Raw genomic sequence first — 19,021 nt, forward strand, 5'->3', positions numbered from 1 at the left:
GCTCTGTGTTTTAGACTGACTTTGCAGGAATACCACGTTGGCAACCATCTGCTCGAGCGGCCTGGATACCGGCTTCGCCTCCCTTGATTATGTGCAAATCGGCATTCTGGGGGTTATCCAGGGCATTTCCGAACTGCTGCCCATTTCTTCCACCGCGCACATGCGCATCGTGCCCGCCCTGCTCGGCTGGCCCGACCCGGGCTCGGCGTTTTCGGCGGCCATGCAGTTGGCCGCGCTGGCGGCGGTGCTCAGTTACTTCTGGAGCGACGTACAACAAGTGGTCAGCGGCAGCGTCAATGCGGTCCAGCGGCGTGACTTCAATGACCGCTGGTTCGTGCTGGCGGTGGCGATTGTGCTGGCCACCGTGCCCATCGTGATTGCCGGGGTGGCGCTGGCGCCGATCCTCAATGCCTGCAATTCGCCGCTGCGCGGCCTGCTGGTGATCGGCGGCGCCTGCCTGGTGATGGCGGCGCTGTTGGCAGCGTCCGAATTGACCTGCCGCCACCGTCGCACCGTGGAGCAGATGCGCCTGCGCGACGCGCTGATCGTCGGGCTGGCCCAGGTGGGCGCCCTGATCCCTGGGGTGTCGCGCTCGGGCTCGACCTTGACCGCGGCATTGTTTCTGAATTTCAAGCGTGAAGAAGCGGCGCGCTTTTCCTTCCTGCTGGGTATCCCGGCCATCGCCCTGGCCGGGTTGAAGGAATTGTGGGTGCTGCTGCATGCCGACATGGGTGGCCAGGCCTGGGGGCATTTGCTGTTCGGGCTGGTGGTGGCCAGCGTGTCGGCGTTCTTTGCCATCTGGGGGTTGATGAAGTTTCTGGAAAGGTTCTCTACCTGGCCATTCATCCTTTACCGCGCGGTGCTGGGGGTGTTGCTGATCGTGGCGGTGAGCCGCGGGTGGCTGGCGGGGTAACCGAACCCGCGGTGCAATTCCCCCCAATAGTGGGGGGATTGCGTCACTGAACGGAATCGACGAACGCCGCTATCAGGCGGTTGACCTGCTCCGCCGCTTCCATCTGCACCATGTGGGCTTGCCCGGCCAGCACTTCGACCCGGGCCTTGAGCCCTTCGCCGTGAGCCGCGGGAATGATCGCGTCGTCACTGCCCCAGATCACCAGCGCCGGCTGCCCACCCTCCTGCACCACCGCGCGCAAGTCGTGTTGCTGGCGGCCGTCGGTGAACAAGGTGCTGGCCAGGGTGCGCAAGGCGTGCTCCACCCCCTCCAGGCGTTTGTATTTGAGCATGTCCTCGAGCATCTGCCGGTTCACCAGTTCGGGGTTGGAGAACAACTGCACCAGGTGCGGCTTGAGGGCGTTGCGCTGGTTAGCCTCGACGAAGCCTTGCAGGTAGGCACCATTGATCTCGCTGCCCAGCCCCGCGCTGGCGATCAGGGTCAGGGAGCGTACGCGCTGCGGTGCCAGGCGAGCGATGTTGAGCGACACCGCGCCGCCCATGGAATGCCCGGTGAGGTGGGCGGCGGGAACGTCCAGATGGTCGAGCAAGGCCAGCACCGCTTGGCTCAACTCGTCCAGGTCACCGCGTTGCAGCTGCTTGCCGGATTCGCCGTGGCCCGGCAGGTCCAGGGCAATCACCCGGCGGCCGGCAGCAAGGGCCTCATGGTTGAACAGCCAATTGTTGAGGTCGCCGCCGAAACCATGGATCAGCACCAGCGGCACCCCGCCTTCGCCACGCTCGAAGTAACGGATCACCCGCCCCTCGAGTTCGACCTTGCGCGGGGCCGGGCCGCTGTCTTCATCGCCGCCCGTACCGGGCACGAAGCTGGCCTGGAACTGTTCTATGACCGCGTCGATCTCGGCGTCGCTGGCCTCGCCCTCCACGACGATGCCCAGCAACGCGCCCACCGCCAGGGTCTCGTCCTGGCGGGCGATCTGCCGGCGCAGCACACCGGTGAAGGGCGCCTCGACGCTGCTGGAGATCTTGTCGGTCTCCACGTCCAGGACTTCATCGCCCTTGTTGATGGCTTGGCCCTCTTCCCTGAGCCAGGCGTCTACCCGGCCCTCGGTCATGGACAGGCCCCACTTGGGCATGGTCAGGGTATGGATCTGGGTCATCAGTGCTTGCTCCACTCGATCAGTTTCAGCACAGCGGTTTCGATCTTCGCCGCGTCGGGGATGTACAGGTCTTCCAGGGCATCGGAGAACGGCACCGGGGTGTGCGGCGCGGTGACCATTTCGATTGGCGCCTTGAGCGCGCCGAAGGCTTTCTGCGCCACCAGTGCTGCGATATCGGTAGCCAGCGAGCAGCGCGGGTTGGCTTCATCGATGACCACCAGGCGCCCGGTTTTTTCCGCACTTTCCAGGATGCTGTCCTCATCCAGCGGGCTGGTGGTGCGCAGGTCGATCACCTCGCAGTCGATGCCCCGCCCGGCCAGGCTGCGGGCGGCGTCCAGGGCGGTATTGACCGTGCGGCCGTAGGACACCAGGGTCACGTCCTTGCCATCGCGCAGAAAGTTGGCTTCGCCGAAGGGGATGGTGTAGAGCTCTTCGGGCACCTCGCCCTGCACGCTGTAGAGCAACTTGTGTTCGCAGAAGATCACCGGGTCGTTGTCGCGAATGGCCTGGATCAACAGGCCCTTGGCCTCGTAGGGCGACGAGGGGCACACCACTTTCAGGCCCGGGATGTGGGTCCACAGCGAAGTGAGCATTTGCGAGTGCTGGGCCGCGGCGCGCAGGCCGGCGCCGACCATGGTGCGAATCACCAGCGGCGTGGTGGCCTTGCCGCCGAACATGTAGCGAAACTTGGCGGCCTGGTTGAGCAACTGGTCCAGGCAGCAGCCGGCGAAGTCGACGAACATCAGTTCGCACACCGGCCGCACGCCGCAGGTGGCGGCACCGACGGCGGCGCCGACGTAGCCGATTTCGGACAGCGGTGTGTCCAGCACGCGGCCAGGAAACTGGTCGTAAAGGCCCTTGGTAACGCCCAGCACGCCGCCCCAGGCGTCATTGGCCCCAGGCGCGCCGGCGCCCCCGGCCACGTCCTCGCCCATGATAAAGACGCTGGGGTCGCGCCGCATTTCCTGGGCCAGGGCTTCGTTGATGGCCTGCTGATAACTGATTTTTCTCGCCATGATGTCGGTCTCGGTCTTGTTATGGGAAAGGCGCTCAGGGGTAGGCGACGTACACGTCGGTGAGCAGATCGGCGGCGGTGGGCTTGGGGTCGGACTTGGCCTTGCGCACGGCGTTCTCGATCAGCAGGTCCACTTCGCTGTCGATCTGGTCCAACTGGCTGGCCTGGACCAGGCCGGCACGGGTACTGCGCTCGCGCAACTGCATCAGGCAGTCACTGCGCTCACGGAAGTTTTTCACCTCATCGGGGGCCCGATAGGTCTGGGCGTCGCCTTCGAAGTGGCCGTAGTAGCGGGTCAGCTTGACCTCGATCAGAGACGGCCCCTCCCCCGCCCTGGCACGCGCGATGGCGGCGCCGGCGGCTTCGTGCACGGCGAAGAAATCGAAGCCGTCCACCGTGAGCCCAGGCATGCCGAAGCCAGCAGCGCGGTCGGCGATGTGGTCGCACGCCACCGACCAGTTCGATGCCGTGGCCTCGGCGTAGCCGTTGTTCTCGGCCACGAAGATGCATGGCAGGTTCCACACCGACGCCATGTTCATGGCCTCGAACACCGCCCCTTCATTGGAACCACCGTCACCGAAGAACGCCACGCCGACACCGTCGGTGCCCTTGAGCTTGGCCGCCAGTGCCGCGCCCACCGCCAGCGGCGCGCCGGCGCCGACGATGCCATTGGCGCCGAGCATGCCCTTCTCCATGTCGGCGATGTGCATGGAGCCGCCCTTGCCCTGGCACACACCGGTTTTCTTGCCGTAGATCTCGGCCATCATGCCGTACACGTCCACGCCCTTGGCGATGCAATGGCCGTGGCCGCGGTGGGTGGAGGCAATGAAGTCGGTGTCGCCCAGGTGGGCCATGACGCCCGCCGCGGACGCCTCTTCCCCGGCGTACAGGTGGACGAAACCGGGGATCTCGCCCGTGGCGAACTCCACGTGCAGGCGTTCTTCGAACACACGGATGGTGCGCATCACCCGGTAGGCGTGCAGCAGTTGATCAGCGCTCAGCGATGTCGACATTTCTTATTCTCCAAGGGTGTCTTGAGGCATGAGGGGGTGCAACGGGTGTTCACGGCCGATGGCCAGCAGGCGCTGTTGCGCCGCATGGGCCAGGGCCGCCGGGACATCGATGCTCAGCGGGCCGCAGGCATCGAGGGTGACCGTGGGGCGGTCATGGGCGTTGAATTCGATTTCGCGCTCGCCATCCAGGGCCAATGTGCCGCTGGGCAGGCACAGGCCGTGGGCAATGCCGGGCTGCAGCAACTGCGCGTCCAGTACGCCACAGCCTTGCAACAGACCGGGGGCAAGCGGCGTGAGCAGGGCCTGGGGCGCGTGCGGGTCCAGGCGCATCCAGGCGCCCTGGGGTGCCTGGCGCGCAACCGGCAACCACAACCCACACAGGGCCGACAGGCCGATGGACTGGGGTTCGGCGAAGGCCACGAAGACCTCGGCCAGGTCACTGCCGCGGCTGATGGCACGCGCGCCCATGAACGGCAGCGACGACACGGCCACGTCCACCAGGGCGATTTCCTCCAGGCCCCGCGCGGCATCACGCACCACCAGGCGCTTGTTGCGCCGCAAGGCCAGTTCGGGCGGCAGCCGGCCGCTGGCATACAGCCCGCCCGCAAGGCCGGCACTGGTGGCTTCGCGCAGCTCCGGGAAGGCGTTGTTGGTGCCGGTGGACAGGGTCAGCAGCGGGATATCGCCGACTTCGGCGGCCACCGCCTTGTGGGTACCGTCGCCCCCCAGCACGGCAATCAGTGCTACGTCACGCTGGGCCATCCAGCGCGCGGCCTGGCGGGTATCCTCGACCGTCTGGCGCAGTGCCAGGTCGAGGAACTCCAACGACGGCCAGTGCCCCTGGCGAGCCTGGCGGCCCTGGCTGTTCTTCAACACGGCGGCGGCAATGCCGGTCATGTCGGTGGGCATCAACACGCGCTCGATGCCCGTGGCGCCGAAGGCGGCCAGCAGCCGCTGGATGACCGAAACCTTGTCGGTACTGGAAAACAGCCCGGCATTGGCGGTCAGCCGGCGCAGGTCACGGCCGGACGCCGGGTTGGCGATGATACCCACGGTCAGGGGCTGGCGCGGCATGGGTGGACCTCGTTGTTATTATTCGTTGCAGGCACTGGAGCAAGGCCAGTGCCAGGTTTCCCTGTTTCGCCGCACAGGCCCGATACAGAGCGCTTTGACCGCCCCGGCCGGCCCTAGGCGCGGACCGGCTGTGAGACACCCCATCGCAGCCTGCACGGCGGCGCGGCGAGACCGTGAGACGTTGCGTCTCACGCGCACCGCTTGCCGCTTGCCGCTTGCCCCGGCCGGTGGTGGGGGCTTTAATGCCCCTACAACGATAAAAAGCGGGATCCGGAGGCCTTCATGCTTTCCGCACACTCCAAGGCGCATGTGGATTGCGTCAGCCGTGTCCTTAAAAATGCTGCGCAGCTGCCGCAGTTGCCGGTCCCCGACCTGATTCTCGACTCGTGGCGCCGGTCCATGGAACAGCACCACCTGGACCCAGGCTCCTTGCAGGGCCCACGCATCCTTTCCCATAACGTGCTGCGCGAATGCCGTGAACGCGCCGAGCTGTTCCTGCGCATCGCCGGCGAGGCAGTGGCCCGCCTGCACGGCCGCGTGCGCGACGCCGACTACTGCGTGCTGCTCACCGATGCCCAAGGCCGTACCATCGACTACAAGGTGGACAGTGCCATTGCCAATGACTGCCGAAAGGCGGGGCTGTACTTGGGCACCTGCTGGTCGGAGGGCGAGGAAGGTACCTGTGGCGTGGCCGCGGTACTCACCAGCGGCGTGCCGGTGACCGTGCACAAGCGCGATCATTTCCGCGCCGCGTTCATTGGCCTGACCTGCTCGGCCGCGCCGGTCTACGACCCCCAGGGCCAACTGCTCGGGGTGCTGGACGTGTCGGCCGTGCGCTCGCCGGATGAGCGCCGCTCCCAGCACCTGATCCGCCAGCTGGTGGTACAGAGCGCCAAGGACATCGAGCAGGCGTTTTTCATGAACAGCGCCCAGGGCTATTGGGTATTGCGCGCCCATCACAGCCCAGGCTATGTCGACAGCCAGCCCGACCTGTTGTTCGCCTGGGACGATGACGGCTGCCTGCAGGCAATGAACCCGGCGGCGCGGCGCTACCTGCTGCACCGCCATGGCCAGGTGCCGGGGCATATCAGCCAGGTCTTCGACCCGGCCTTGCTGCGCCGGGCCAGCGACCAGTCGCTGTGCCAACTGCACGACCTGCATGCGCGCCTGAGCGCGCCCCGCCGTACGACCCCGCGCGCCCGTGCCAGCCTGGCTCCGGTAGACATCGACCCGCGCATCGAGCAGAACCTGCGCCTGGCCGTGCGGGTCAAGGACCGCCATCTTCCCGTGCTGATCCAGGGCGAGACCGGCGCAGGCAAGGAAGTGTTCGCCCGCCAGGTGCACGAAGCAAGCCAACGCAGCGCCCGCCCCTTCGTGGCGGTCAATTGCGCAGCGATCCCCGAAGGGCTGATCGAAAGCGAGCTGTTTGGCTACCGTCCCGGTGCCTTTACCGGCGCGTCGAGCAAAGGCATGCAGGGGCTGCTGCAACAGGCCGACGGCGGCACCCTGTTCCTCGACGAAATAGGTGACATGCCACTGGCTTTGCAAACCCGCCTGTTGCGGGTGCTGGCAGAAGGCGAAGTGGTACCGTTGGGCGCATCACAGCGCAAGGCCGTGGACATTCAAGTGATCTGCGCCACCCACCGCGACCTGGAAGCGCTGGTGGCGCTGGGCAGTTTTCGCGAGGACTTGTACTTTCGCCTGGGCGGCGCGCGGTTCCAGCTGCCACCCCTGCGCGAGCGCACTGATCGGCTGACCCTGATCGGGCGCATCCTGCAGGAGGAAAGCGCTGGCGTGCAGTTGAGCGACGCCGTGCTGGAGCGGCTGCTGGGGTACCGCTGGCCCGGCAACGTGCGACAACTGCGGCATGTACTGCGCTATGCCTGCGCGGTATGCGAGGGCGACCAGGTGTTGCTCGAGCACCTGCCCGAACCGCTGGCAACGGGGGACAGCACTCAGGACCAACACGCCCCGACTGCCGCCAGCCCTGAACGCCAGGCACTGCTGGACGCGCTGATTCGCCACCGCTGGAAGCCGCTGCCCGCCGCCAGGGCGCTGGGAATTTCGCGGGCTACGCTGTACCGGCGCGTGCATCAGCACGGGATTGAAATGCCGGGTCGAAGCGCGCCATAAAGTTTCGCCGATGAGGTAGATGCTTCCCGAGCTTCGCCCGGTCCAACAGGGCGGCGAAGCTCGGGAGGTGGTCAGGCGTGGTCCAGCGGCGACGGCTTGGCGTCGATGCGGATTTTGTACAGGTGCACCGGGTACTGCACAGTCGACGGCTTGCCGCCCGTGGTCGCCGGGGTGCGGTTGATTTGCGCGGCCGGCAGGTACAGGTAGCCGTCCTGAATCCATAGGGCGTCGACCCACACCAGGCGCGGGTCGGCTACCACCGTGGTCACGGTCTTGTCCGGGGCGATACGCTTGACGCTGCGGGTGTTGACGTCCGAGGCGTAGATATTGCCTGCGGCATCGATGGCGGTGCCGCCCGTGCTCCAGGTGTCGAGCCAATGCTCGGCATGCTCGGCCACCTGCGCCGGGGGCAACGCGGGATCATCGACGTAGCGGGTGGCGATACGCGCCAACGGTCCGGGAATGGCCTGGTAATACAGGTACTCGCCGTCCGGCGATACCTCCAGCTGGTCCAGGCCCACGCGTTTTTCTTCGCCATTGGGAATGAACAACTTGTTGCCATCGGCATACATGGGTAGGTGGTCGATGGACAACGGGTGGTTTTCAAGCAGCGTGCGCGCCTTGCCGCTGTCCAGGTCCAGCACCACCAGGCGCACGGCGCCCGGGTCGGTGAGGTAGGCCAGGCGGCCATGGAAACGCACGTCGTCGAAGTAGCTGTTGTCCTTCTGCACCGCACCTTCGAGGCTGTACACCTTGTCGACCTGGTTGGTGGCCAGGTCGATGCGCACCAGTTTGCCGGCGCCCTGCACCGCATGGGCGCCAGTATTGATGCCGGTATTGCCCGCGTCCACCGCCCACAACTTGCCGTCCGGCCCCACGCGCAGGGCGTTCACATGCAGAAAGTGCTGGCCCGGTTCGGCCACGTTCCAGGTGTTCCAACGGGCATCCGGGTAGGGGTGCAACTGCCCATCCTTGCCGACCTCGGCCAACGACATGCCCGGCCCCTCTGACTGGGTCAGCGACACGAAGGTGCGACCGTCGGCGGTGACCGCGGCGCCATTCCAGATGTGCGCCGAGGTCGCCACTTCCATCAGGCGGCTGTCTGGCTGGGTAGGCAGGGTGGGAGGCAGGGTGTCCTTGGCGACAGCGGCCAGGGGGCACAGCAACGAAATGGCGAGCAACAGGGGTCTTTTCAACGGCATGGGCACTGCTCCGGCTTGTTGTTATAGGTGTTGACCGGGAGTATTGCCGGGGCATTCATTCGAATCCATTTGCAAGTTTTCAAGGAATCTTTCCTCTTGGGAATGAGTGACCTCCGTTGGAAAAGGGGATGAATGGATGGTTCCGAGCGACGTAAACACGCCGGCCGCGCGATCAGGGCCATGCTTGCACCGAGCGTGCAGCATTAACCTGATGGCGCGGCCGGGCGGCGCTACTTGTCCTTAGCCTTGTCCTTGGCCGGGTTATCGATGGGTGGTGGATGGGGTGGGTCGGTCGCTGGGTCGTTGACATCCGGCGAGTCCGGATCAAAGCCCAGATCCTCGTCCTTGCCGCTGGAGGTGTCGGTGGGTGCCTTGGAATCACTAGTCATTCGGTGCTCCTTTAACCATGAACACGGAAATACCCGCGCCTGAGGGTTGGAAGCACACGCCTCCGGCGAGTGCCGCCCGTATGACAGACGGTCACGTAGCACCCTGCGTGCTGTACTGAATGGAAAGATACTATAGTTAAGAATCTTGCCAATGATTAACCTGGAGTCATGAATGAGCAACACCCAGGATCTGGGTTTTTTCCACCTGCTGGCCAAACAGGGAAGCCTGGTCGCCACCGCCCGAGAGCTCGGCGTGACCCCGCCCGCCGTGAGCAAACGCCTGGCCGCGCTGGAGGCGAGGCTGGGCGTACGCCTGGTCAACCGCACCACCCGCTCCATGAGCCTGACCCCGGAGGGCGAACTGTACTACGCCCACGTCGCGCGAATTCTGGCGCAGGTCGAGGAAGCCGAACAATTGGTCAGCAGCACCCGCGCCAGCCCCAAGGGCCTGATCCGCGTCAACGCCTCGCTGGGCTTTGGCCGCCGCCATCTCGGGCCGGCGCTGGCCGCCTTTTATGCCCTGTACCCCGAGGTCGAAATCCAACTGGAGATCAGTGACCACCCCCTGGACCTGGCCACCCACGGTTTCGACCTGGGCATTCGCTTCGGCACCTTGCCGGACGCCGCCTTCCACGCCCGCAAGATTGCCTCCAACCGTCGCCTGCTGTGCGCCTCGCCGTTGTACCTGGACAAGCACGGCACACCCCGGACACTGGCCGACCTGCAACGCCACCAGTGCATCTTCATCCGCCAGAACGAAGCACCCTATGGGGTGTGGAGCTTCAGCAACGGCGGTCGCACCGACAACATCAAGGTCCATGGGGCGCTAGGCTCCAACGACGGGGAAGTGGCGTTGAACTGGGCGCTGGAGGGCCATGGCCTGCTGCTGCGCGCCGAGTGGGATATCGCCCGGTACGTGCGCAGTGGGCGGTTGCGCCTGGTGATGCAGGACCATACCCCTACCCGCGCGGATGTCTATGCCGTGTACCCTCAGCAACTGCACTTGTCCGCCCGGGTACGCAGCCTGATCGACTTCCTCATCGAGCGCTTCGAGCACCTTGATAATATTGCGGATCAGCCGTAGGAACGTCGGTCGGCCCCTGCTGCCCGTTCAACGCCCGGTCGAGGGCAGCGGTGTCCAGGGCCCCCACCCATCTGGCGATGGCCAGCGTACCCACGCCGTTGCCGATGGTATTAGTGATGGCCCGGGCCTCGGACATGAAGCGGTCGACACCCAGCAGCAGCACCATGCCCGCGACGGGAATGGTACCGAGCGACGCCAGCGTCGCGGCTAGAATGATGAAGCCCGAGCCGCTCACCCCGGCGGAACCCTTGGACGTGAACATCAGCACTGCCAGCACGATCAACTGGTCGGTCAGGGTCAGCGGCGTATTGGTGGCCTGGGCAATGAAGATGGCCGCGATGGTGTAGTAGATCGCCTGGCCGTCCGGGTTGAAGCTCAGGCCCGCGGGAATCATCATGCCTGCCACCGACTTGGAACACCCTGCCCGCTCCATCTTGGTGATCATTTGCGGCAGCACCGACTCGGATGAACTGGTGCCCAGCACCGTGAACAGTTCTTCTTTGATGTAGCGCAGGAACTTCCACAGGCTGAAGCCGCTGTAGCGGCAGATCGGCCCCAGCACGCAGACCACGAACACCGCGCAGGTGAGGTAGACGCACGCCATCAATTTGCCCAGGGAGAACATCGAACCGAAGCCGTAGGTCCCGATGGTGAAGGCAATGGCCCCGAAAGCCCCCAAGGGTGCCAGGCGCATCACCATGTTGACGATGTTGAACATGCCCCGCATGAGGCTGTCGACCACGTCGATGAACACCTTCGCCCGCGGGCCGGCATTGGCCAGGGCAACGCCCAGCAGGATGGAAAACAGCAGGATCTGCAGGACGTTGCCCTTGGCGAATGCGTCGACGATGGTGTCGGGAATGATGCTGAGGATGAAATCCATGAACGAATGGTGCGGTGCCTGGCTGGTGTAGGTGGCGATGCTGGAGGTATCCAGCGCCTTGGGGTCGACGTTCATGCCGGCGCCGGGCTTGACCAGGTCCACCACGATCAGGCCGATGGCCAGCGCCAGGGTCGACACCACCTCGAAGTAAAGCAGCGCACGCACGCCCACGCGGCCCAGTTCCTTCATGTTTTCCATGCGTGCGATACCGCTGACCACGGTGAGGAAAATCACTGGTGCCAGCAGCATCTTGATCAGTTTGATGAAGCCGTCACCGATGGGTTTGAGTGCGGTGCCGGTCTCGGGGAACACCACGCCGACCACGGCGCCGAGAACCACGGCGATCAGCACTTGTACGTACAGCTTGCCGAGTATGCGTTTCATGATGACTGGCCCTGATTGTTATTGTTGTCAGGAGGTGCCCGGCAGCGCGGCCTGGGGCGGCCGCGCGCCGTGGCGGTGTGTCGCGCAATTGATGGGTCAGCGGTTGAGCAGGTCGAGCACCGCGTCGGTCACCTGCCGAGTCGTGGCTGTGCCGCCCAGGTCAGGCGTGTGCACACCCGCTTCCGTCACTGCTTCGATCGCCGACATCAGTTGCCGCGCGGCCTGCACCTCGCCCAGGTGCTCGAGCATCATGGCCGCGGTCCAGAATGTGGCGATGGGGTTGGCCACCCCCTTGCCGGTGATGTCGAAGGCCGACCCGTGGATAGGCTCGAACATGGAGGGAAATTGCTTGCCAGGGTTGAGGTTGGCGGTGGGCGCGATGCCCAGGCTGCCAGACAAGGCCGCGGCCAGGTCGGAGAGGATATCGGCGTGCAGGTTGGTGGCCACGATGACATCCAGCGTTCCGGGCTTGAGCACCATGCGGGTGGTGACCGCATCCACCAGTTCCTTGTCGATGCGCACGTCGGGAAAGTCCTTGGCCACCTCGTGGAACACTTCGTCCCAGAGCACCATGCCGTGGCGCTGCGCGTTGGATTTGGTCACCAGGGTCAATTGCTTGCGGGGCCGGGTGCGTGCCAGTTCGAAGGCGAAGCGGTGAATGCGTTCCACCCCGACGCGGGTGAACACCGACACCTCGGTGGCCACTTCTTCCGGCAAGCCACGGTGAACACGGCCGCCGTTGCCCGAATACTCGCCCTCGGAGTTTTCGCGGATCACTACCCAGTCGATGTCCTGGCCGTTGTGCAGCGGGCTCTTGACCCCAGGCAGCACGCGCGCCGGGCGCACGTTGGCATATTGGTCGAAGCCTTGGCAGATGGGCAGGCGCAGCCCCCATAGCGACACATGGTCGGGCACATTGAGCGCGCCCACGGCGCCGAAGAAGATCGAATCGAAGGTTTTCAGTTCCTCCAGGCCCCCGTCAGGGATGTAGTGACCGTGCTTGACGAAGTTGTCGGAGTTCCAGTCGAAATGCTTGAAGTCCAGGGCAAAGCTGCCCGATCGCCTGGCCAGCGCCTCAAGGACCTCAACGCCTGCCGCGATCACTTCCACGCCAATGCCATCACCCGGAACCGCAGCAATTCTGTAGGTATTCATGAGTTGACTCCACCTGTTGTTGTTCGCCTGGACGGGAGGTTGCCCAGGGGGTGGAGGGACTATAGGGAACCGTGGGGCCGAGGGGGTTAACCTTGGTTTACTACATAGGTGAATCAGATTCAGCAATGTGATATCGAAGCCCGCTGGCAGCCCGCGTCGCGGACGCGGTTGCCAGGGAGCGGGTCAGCGGCTAGCGCAATTGGTCATCCGACAATGGGCTCTGCTGGTCGGGGGCGGGTACCTCGGTGCTTGGCGGTTCGTCCCCGTCTTCTGGCTGGTCGGGCTGCTTCAAAGGGTCCAGGTCGTTGGGGTCGTCAGGGTCCAGGGACGGCTCATCCGTGCCCGGCTCGACGGTTTGCCCATGAATCTCTTGCTGAAAATCCGATTCGGTAGACATAAACACCTCACTGCTGGGGCCCGGAGTTTCCAGGCCATTTCATTTTGAGGTCGGGTGGCGGTGGGGGGTGCTGCCCGTGCGACAGGCGGTGTGGCCGCAAGCGTACTGCTGGCGTGAGGGGCGGCGATGATCATGATCGCCGTGCTGCTGGGAGGTGAGCGGTTGCTCGGCTGATGCCCCTTCATCGCTCAAGAAGCAAAACGGTGGCGTTTCGCCAAGTCACTGCCATTCTTATCAGCTCACGCCCCCGCCCCGAGGAATCAACGCATGCACTCGATCACGACCAAAGACGGTACCGTCATTTTCTACAAGGATTGGGGCCCGAAAGACGCCACCCCCGTGGTCTTTCACCACGGCTGGCCCCTGAGCGCAGACGATTGGGACAACCAGATGATGTTCTTCCTGCTGAAAGGATACCGGGTCATCGCCCACGACCGTCGCGGGCACGGGCGCTCCAGCCAAACCTGGACCGGCAACGAAATGGACACCTACACCGCGGACGTCATCGAGCTGACCGACGCGCTGGACCTCAAGGGCGCGATCCATGTCGGGCACTCCACCGGCGGCGGTGAAGTCGCGCGTTACGCTGCCCGTGCCACGCCAGGCCGGGTGGCCAAGGCAGTGCTCATCAGCGCTGTGCCGCCGATCATGGTGCAGTCCGAGAAAAACCCGGGCGGCTTGCCCCTGGAGGTGTTCGACGGTTTCCGCGCCGCGCTGGTCGCCAGCCGCGCCCAGTTCTACCTGGACGTCCCGACAGGGCCGTTTTATGGCTTCAACCGTCCGGGTGCCAAGGTCTCGCAAGGCGTGATCGAAAACTGGTGGCGCCAGGGCATGATGGGCGGGGCAAAGGCTCACTATGACTGCATCAAGGCTTTTTCGGAGACTGACTTTACCGAAGACCTGAAAGCCATCGAGGTACCCACCCTGGTCATGCACGGCGAGGATGACCAGATCGTGCCATTCGCGGATTCGGCGCCGCTATCGGCGAAATTGCTCAAGCATGGCACCCTCAAAACGTACCCGGGTTTTCCCCATGGGATGCCTACCACCCACGCCGAAACCATCAATGCAGACCTGCTGGCGTTTATCCAGGGCTGACGAAGGTGCTACGGATGGCCGATCACGGCGCCTTGCCGGTCCGACGAAATGGCCAGTGCGCCTCTATCAAATGTACGCACCAGGGGGCATGATTTCAACTTGCCACTACCGAGACCACCATCATGCCGGACAGGCCGATGAAGCTCAGGAGCTGGAACGCGTCATGGAGACTGGTTGGAGACAGCGTGCAGTGCGCACAGTGTGGAAAGGCGCAGGACAAGCGGTACAGGGACAGGCCTTTCGTGCATGCAGACACCTGCCCTGCCAAAAGCGAGACGGCCCAGCGGCCGTGGCGCGACCTCCATGACATCCTGCATTCGGTGTTTGGGGCGCAGTGAGTTGATCGGCAGTGGTAGAATCCCTGCCCACGCCTGGGCGATTGATCGCCAGACGGGTAGAACGGTGCCCTATGTTTCCAAGCCTTGAACTGCGCCGCTACGAGCGAGACAGCCCTGACCACCACCATGACTTTGCTCAAGTGGTGCTGCCGGTTCGTGGCCGAATGGAAATCGACGTGGACGGTCGCGGTGGGTACATCGATCCGTCAGTGGCGGCATTCGTGTCGCCGGGCTCGACGCACTCGCAGAGCGCCCACGCCGATAGCCGGTTCCTGGTATTGGACTGTGCGCCGAGCACGTTGGAAACACTGCAGACAGCGCGCATGGCCAAGGGCATATACGTGCCGATCTCGCCTGCGACCCGGCGACTCATCGAATTCGCCGAGCTGACAGGTAATCAGCAACTGGCTGTCGGCGCTGCCCAGTTGGCCCCCCTGCTGCTGTCGTCCATGGGTTTGGATGCGGCATATATTTCGACCCCCATTGAACAGTTGATCGCCCGCCTGCGTGCCAATCCCGGCGCCGCCTGGAGCAACGAGCGCATGGCGAAAGCAGCCAACATGAGCTTGAGCCAACTCCACCAGCGATTTGGACAATTGTTCGCAACAAGCCCGCAGGCCTGGTTGACCCACCTGCGTATCGAGCAAGCGCAGCGATGGTTGCAGGGCACCTCTTTACCGATTGCCGAGATTGCCTTGCGTACCGGTTTTTCCGACCAGGCAGCGCTGACCCGCGCCATGCAACGTGTGAGCGCCACTACCCCCGCCGCTTACCGTAAAATGCAACAACAGCCTGGGTAAAAAAACCGACAGTTTCCGACAATATTGCCTGACTGCACTGCCCCAAACTTCGTGCTTTGCGATTTGGAGTGCGGTGCGATGTTGGCTGATCGGATGTTGCTCAAGGGTATCGGCTATGGGGTGTGCGCTGGTCTGTGCTGGGGGGTGATTTTCCTTGGCCCACAGCTCACCCCGGGGTTGAGCGGCCCGCAATTCGCCGTTATCAGGTTCCTGTGTTACGGCGCAATCTCGGCAGCCCTGCTGTTGCCTCGTTGGCGGCGCGTGTGCGCCAGCCTCACTCGCGCCGACTGGCGATCACTTTTCTGGCTCAGCCTGATCGGAAACCTTGTCTACTACTCATTGGTGGGCACTGCTGTTCAGTGGGTGGGCATTGCGACCACGTCGCTGATCGTCGGGCTCATCCCGGTACTTGTCACCTTGGCGGGTCGCAAGGACGCAGACGCCGTTTCCCTGAAGGCACTTTTCCCTTCGCTTTGCTGCGCTATCGCGGGCGTCGTGCTGATGAGTTGGCATGCACTGGTCAATGGCCAGCGGCCCGAGACACTGGCGAGCATCGCGGGGATCGCATGCGCGTCAGGCGCGCTGGTGACATGGAGCTGGTTCGCGGTAAGCAACGCCCGGCGGCTGCAGGTGACTGCCGTGTCGTCCCATGACTGGGCACTGCTGACCGGTGTCATCACCGGCGCTCAGTCATTGATGCTGGCCGTTCCGGTATTGGGCTTTCAGGCGGGTATGCACGGCACGAGCCAATGGCAACATGTCTTCCTGGTGGCCGCTGGCGTGGCACTGTTGTCTTCGGTGGTGGGCGGGGCTTGCTGGAACCAGGCCAGCCGACTCCTGCCGTTGGCGCTCAGTGGTCAAGTGCTGGTGATTGAAACGCTGGCGGCGCTCATGTTCGGTTTCTTGTGGGAACAGCGGTGGCCCGACGGCTACGAAGGCGCCGCGATCGCCTTGCTGGTGACCGGGGTGGCCTGGTGCTTGGGCTGTCATCGAGGGCCCCCACGCACCGCGTGACTGCAGACAGGCCGCAGGGGCATCGACGGGGCCAGGTCTACTACAAGGCTCAACCGTCTGCCAGTTGCTTCAGGTGGTCTTCGCTGAAAGCGGCCGCGCCCACCGCGTGCAGGTTCTCCAACAGTTGCTCGGCACTGCTGACGCCCACCAGCACCGAGGTGATGCGCGTATCACGTAGAAGCCAGGACAGCGCCAGTTGCGACAAACTTTGGCCGCGGGCCTGGGCGATATCGGCGAGCAGGTTCAAGCGCCGCTGCAAGGCTTCGTCCACGGCGCTGGCTGGCAGGTATCGGCTGCCACGGCCAATGCGTGAATCGCTGGGGATGCCGGCGCGATATTTGCCACTCAACAGCCCCTGTGCCAACGGTGAGTAGGTGATGATGCCCGTGCCCCGCGCCGTGGCCTCATCAAGCACGCCGTTGTGTTCAATGTCGCGGTTGAGCAGGTTATACACCGGCTGCTGCAGTACCAGGGGCACCCGCTGCTCACGCAGTAATTCGGCCATTCGGGCAGCCTCGGGCGCGGCGTAGGAAGAGATCCCCACGTATAGCGCTTTGCCCTGTCGCACGACACTGGCCAGCGCATCAGCGGTTTCCTCCAGCGGCGTATCGGGGTCAAAACGATGGGAATAGAACACGTCCACGTACTCCAGCCCCAGCCGCGCCAGGCTTTGGTCCAGGCTGGCCAGCAAGTACTTGCGCCCGCTGCCGCCCTGCCCGTACGGTCCTGGCCACATGTCCCAGCCAGCCTTGGTGGAAATGATCAACTCATCACGGTAACCGCTGAAATCCTCACGCAGTACCCTGCCCAGGTTACGTTCGGCGCTGCCGTAGGGCACGCCGTAGTTATTGGCCAGGTCGAAATGGGTAATGCCATTGTCGAACGCCGTGTGCAGGATGTGCCGCTGGCGGGCCAGCGGTGTGTCGTCGCCGAAGTTGTGCCACAAACCCAGGGACAGAGGCGGCAACAACAGGCCACTGCGCCCGGCACGGCGAAAGTCACGGTTCAGGTAGCGTTGAGGTGCGGCGCTGTAGACGGCAGTCATGGTGCAGGCTCCTGGCCAGTTGACCAGCGGTATTGGGTAGCGGGCTTCCAGGCATTGGCCAGGTGGGCCTGAGCCAGCCCCTGGTCGAGCACTGCTGGGGCTATCCACTGATCCACGTCGATCGGGGCGCGAATCAGGTGGGCCGCCTGGGACAGGCGCACGTCCTTGCGCAGGGTGTCCACGTAAAGCGGGTCCAACAGCGGCGAGTAGATGAAACCCAGGTCACCGCCCGCCAGGCTTTCGCGGAGCACGCGCGCTGGGTAAGCGGACTGCGCCACGCCCAGGTCGATCTGCGCCTGGCGGTTCTGTTCCTGCGACAACCAGTCCAGCGCCTGGGCTACCACGCCCACCAGCCGCGCCGCCGCCTCGGGATGCGCGTCAAGGAACGCCTGGGTGACGACCAGGCCACCCTGCCCTGCGCCCTTGCCTGCCAGCTGCTGACTGCCCACGGGGATCTCGATCAGGCCACGGTCCTTGAGCGCGAACAGCCGCGCCGGTGCCCAACTGGCGTCGATCTGGCGCGCTGCGAGGGCGCCGTTCACCGCGTTGAAATCGAGGTTGATCAGCTTGATGTCGCGCTCGTCCAGGCCGGCGCTGGCCAGCACGTCGATCAACGCCAGGTGGTCGGCGGTGCCGCGCAGGATACCGACGCGCTTGCCTTTCAAATCCTGGATGCGGGTAATGCCCGAGCCGGGCACCACGCCCAGGTAGCCGTTGATGCCGCGCCCGGTAGCCATCACCAGACGCGTCTGCAAGCCGCTGGCACGGCCGATGATCGAGGCCAGGTCACCGAGGAAGGCCACGTCGAGTTGGCCGTTGGACATGGCCTCATTAATGAGCGGCCCGGCGCCCTTGAAAAAATGCCACTGCACCCTGATGCCATCCGCGGCGAAAGCGTCTTCGAGCATATGACGACTGTGCAGCACATCCACCACAGGGCCGCCACTGGGGTTGGGGCCCGCACTCAAGTCCGGCGCGGCGACCTGGAGGGTCAGCTGCGCTGCCCCGGCGAGGCCTATGCTTGCCATCAGTGGCAAGGCCATCAGCCACTTGAACGCGCTCATACCGGCCGTGCCTCTTCCAGCACCGCCGCCCGACGTACGCGCCGCCGCGCCGGGAAGTAGTCGGCGACCGCCAGGTGCTGCGTGCTGCGGTTGTCCCAGATCGCCACGGTGTTGGTCTGCCACCGCCAGCGCATCTGGAATTCGGGGATCTGCAGGTGTTGCAACAGTAAGTTCAGCAGTTGCTCGGACTCCAGCCGCGAAAGCCCGGCGATGTGGCTGGTGAACGCGCGGTTGACGTAAATCGACTTGCGCCCGGACACCGGGTGCGTGCGGATGACTGGGTGGAGCGTCGGCTTGGGGAGCAAGCGGCGCAGGTCGGCCAGCTCATCGACCGACAGCGCATCGTCGGGGTGCCGGGCATGCTGGAAGTCATGCACGGCGCTGAGCGTGCCGAACAGTGCCTTGAGGGGTTCGGACAACGCGTTGTAGGCCGCCTCGGTGTCTACCCACAAGGTGTCGCCACCCAGCGCGGGGATTTCCTCAGCGTGAAGGATGCCCAGTTTGAGGGGCCGTTCGGCGAAGGTGACATCGGCGTGCCAAGTGTCGTTGGCGCCCTTGCGCTTGTCGTCGTAGGCGAATACCACCAGCTCGCGGACCGCGGGGTCCGCCTCGAACACCGGGTGCACATGCAACTCGCCAAGACGCTCGGCAAACGCTTTCTGCTGGGCGGCGCTCCAGTGCTGGTCCGCGAAGAACAGCACCTTGTGCTGCACCAGGGCCGCCTCGATCCGCGCCAGGGTGGCGTCATCGACGTCGGCCAGGTCAAGGCCCGCCACGCGGGCGCCCAGCAAGGGGTGGATCGGTTCAACATTCAAGCTCATGGGTTGTCTCCAGGCAAGGCGCCCTACGCGGGGGCGCCGG

Annotated in this window: 18 protein-coding genes; 6 read left to right on the plus strand and 12 right to left on the minus strand. The window is 64.6% G+C overall.

All coding sequences use genetic code 11. The features are described 5' to 3' along the window. The first annotated feature begins 37 nt into the window (after window positions 1-37). The gene (locus HWQ56_RS19070; protein WP_158157250.1) at window positions 38-913 is read left to right on the plus strand and encodes an undecaprenyl-diphosphate phosphatase; all 876 of its coding nucleotides are present in this window, start codon (window positions 38-40) and stop codon (window positions 911-913) included. 43 nt (window positions 914-956) lie between these two features. Here HWQ56_RS19070 and HWQ56_RS19075 read toward each other — a convergent pair whose 3' ends face one another. From HWQ56_RS19075 to HWQ56_RS19090, 4 genes are read right to left on the minus strand one after another with little or no spacing between them, the layout of a single operon-like run. Next, on the minus strand, window positions 957-2,072 hold the full coding sequence (locus tag HWQ56_RS19075) for an acetoin dehydrogenase dihydrolipoyllysine-residue acetyltransferase subunit (protein WP_176571490.1): 1,116 nt from the start codon (window positions 2,070-2,072) through the stop codon (window positions 957-959). Beyond that, entirely contained in the window at window positions 2,072-3,088 is a 1,017-nt protein-coding gene (locus HWQ56_RS19080; RefSeq protein ID WP_176571491.1) for an alpha-ketoacid dehydrogenase subunit beta, read from the minus strand. The genes HWQ56_RS19075 and HWQ56_RS19080 overlap by 1 nt, the downstream gene beginning before the upstream one ends. 34 nt (window positions 3,089-3,122) lie before the next feature. Then, window positions 3,123-4,100 (minus strand): thiamine pyrophosphate-dependent dehydrogenase E1 component subunit alpha, encoded by a 978-nt coding sequence (locus tag HWQ56_RS19085; protein WP_176571492.1) that lies wholly within the window; start codon window positions 4,098-4,100, stop codon window positions 3,123-3,125. A gap of 3 nt (window positions 4,101-4,103) precedes the next feature. Next, window positions 4,104-5,174, minus strand: coding sequence for an ATP-NAD kinase family protein (locus HWQ56_RS19090; protein WP_158157258.1), 1,071 nt, complete (start codon window positions 5,172-5,174; stop codon window positions 4,104-4,106). Between the two features lie 282 nt (window positions 5,175-5,456). Between HWQ56_RS19090 and HWQ56_RS19095 the strand changes: the two genes are divergently transcribed. Further along, the gene (locus HWQ56_RS19095) at window positions 5,457-7,307 is read left to right on the plus strand and encodes a sigma-54-dependent Fis family transcriptional regulator (protein ID WP_176571493.1); all 1,851 of its coding nucleotides are present in this window, start codon (window positions 5,457-5,459) and stop codon (window positions 7,305-7,307) included. A 71-nt stretch (window positions 7,308-7,378) separates the two neighbouring features. On the opposite strand, the gene HWQ56_RS19100 is transcribed toward HWQ56_RS19095, so the two are convergent. Together HWQ56_RS19100 and HWQ56_RS19105 are read right to left on the minus strand one after the other, a co-directional pair. Beyond that, window positions 7,379-8,509, minus strand: a complete 1,131-nt coding sequence (locus HWQ56_RS19100; RefSeq protein ID WP_176571494.1) for an SMP-30/gluconolactonase/LRE family protein — start codon at window positions 8,507-8,509, stop codon at window positions 7,379-7,381. 230 nt (window positions 8,510-8,739) lie between these two features. Continuing rightward, a complete protein-coding gene (locus HWQ56_RS19105) occupies window positions 8,740-8,898 on the minus strand; it encodes a DUF6021 family protein (protein WP_176571495.1) in 159 nt (52 codons plus the stop codon). Window positions 8,899-9,070: 172 nt separating this feature from the next. On the opposite strand from HWQ56_RS19105, the gene HWQ56_RS19110 reads away from it, so the two are divergent. Continuing rightward, a complete protein-coding gene (locus HWQ56_RS19110; protein ID WP_176571496.1) occupies window positions 9,071-9,982 on the plus strand; it encodes a LysR family transcriptional regulator in 912 nt (303 codons plus the stop codon). Here HWQ56_RS19110 and HWQ56_RS19115 read toward each other — a convergent pair. From HWQ56_RS19115 to HWQ56_RS19125, 3 genes are all read right to left on the minus strand, one after another. Continuing rightward, window positions 9,936-11,249 (minus strand): dicarboxylate/amino acid:cation symporter, encoded by a 1,314-nt coding sequence (locus HWQ56_RS19115; RefSeq protein WP_176571497.1) that lies wholly within the window; start codon window positions 11,247-11,249, stop codon window positions 9,936-9,938. The two genes, HWQ56_RS19110 and HWQ56_RS19115, sit on opposite strands and share 47 nt — an antisense overlap. A gap of 96 nt (window positions 11,250-11,345) precedes the next feature. Then, window positions 11,346-12,404, minus strand: a complete 1,059-nt coding sequence (locus tag HWQ56_RS19120) for a tartrate dehydrogenase (RefSeq protein WP_176571498.1) — start codon at window positions 12,402-12,404, stop codon at window positions 11,346-11,348. 190 nt (window positions 12,405-12,594) lie between these two features. Further along, on the minus strand, window positions 12,595-12,801 hold the full coding sequence (locus HWQ56_RS19125; protein ID WP_176571499.1) for a hypothetical protein: 207 nt from the start codon (window positions 12,799-12,801) through the stop codon (window positions 12,595-12,597). Between the two features lie 267 nt (window positions 12,802-13,068). On the opposite strand from HWQ56_RS19125, the gene HWQ56_RS19130 reads away from it, so the two are divergent. The 3 genes from HWQ56_RS19130 (at window position 13,069) to HWQ56_RS19140 (ending at window position 16,051) form a co-directional block, all read left to right on the plus strand. After that, window positions 13,069-13,899, plus strand: coding sequence for an alpha/beta fold hydrolase (locus HWQ56_RS19130; protein WP_176571500.1), 831 nt, complete (start codon window positions 13,069-13,071; stop codon window positions 13,897-13,899). Between the two features lie 409 nt (window positions 13,900-14,308). Beyond that, window positions 14,309-15,037, plus strand: a complete 729-nt coding sequence (locus HWQ56_RS19135) for a helix-turn-helix domain-containing protein (RefSeq protein WP_176571501.1) — start codon at window positions 14,309-14,311, stop codon at window positions 15,035-15,037. A gap of 78 nt (window positions 15,038-15,115) precedes the next feature. Beyond that, window positions 15,116-16,051: a DMT family transporter gene (locus HWQ56_RS19140; protein WP_176571502.1), complete on the plus strand. Its 936-nt coding sequence runs from the start codon at window positions 15,116-15,118 to the stop codon at window positions 16,049-16,051. A gap of 49 nt (window positions 16,052-16,100) precedes the next feature. Here HWQ56_RS19140 and mgrA read toward each other — a convergent pair whose 3' ends face one another. The 3 genes from mgrA to HWQ56_RS19155 are packed head-to-tail and all read right to left on the minus strand — an operon-like array spanning window position 16,101 to window position 18,981. Next, window positions 16,101-17,096, minus strand: a complete 996-nt coding sequence (gene mgrA / locus HWQ56_RS19145; RefSeq protein WP_176571503.1) for an L-glyceraldehyde 3-phosphate reductase — start codon at window positions 17,094-17,096, stop codon at window positions 16,101-16,103. Further along, window positions 17,093-18,160 (minus strand): ABC transporter substrate-binding protein, encoded by a 1,068-nt coding sequence (locus HWQ56_RS19150; protein WP_176571504.1) that lies wholly within the window; start codon window positions 18,158-18,160, stop codon window positions 17,093-17,095. The genes mgrA and HWQ56_RS19150 overlap by 4 nt, the downstream gene beginning before the upstream one ends. Further along, entirely contained in the window at window positions 18,157-18,981 is an 825-nt protein-coding gene (locus HWQ56_RS19155) for a TauD/TfdA dioxygenase family protein (protein WP_158157371.1), read from the minus strand. Before HWQ56_RS19155 ends, HWQ56_RS19150 begins: the two co-directional genes overlap by 4 nt. Window positions 18,982-19,021: the final 40 nt, after the last annotated feature.

Source organism: Pseudomonas eucalypticola (assembly GCF_013374995.1).
Classification (GTDB): Bacteria; Pseudomonadota; Gammaproteobacteria; order Pseudomonadales; family Pseudomonadaceae; genus Aquipseudomonas; species Aquipseudomonas eucalypticola.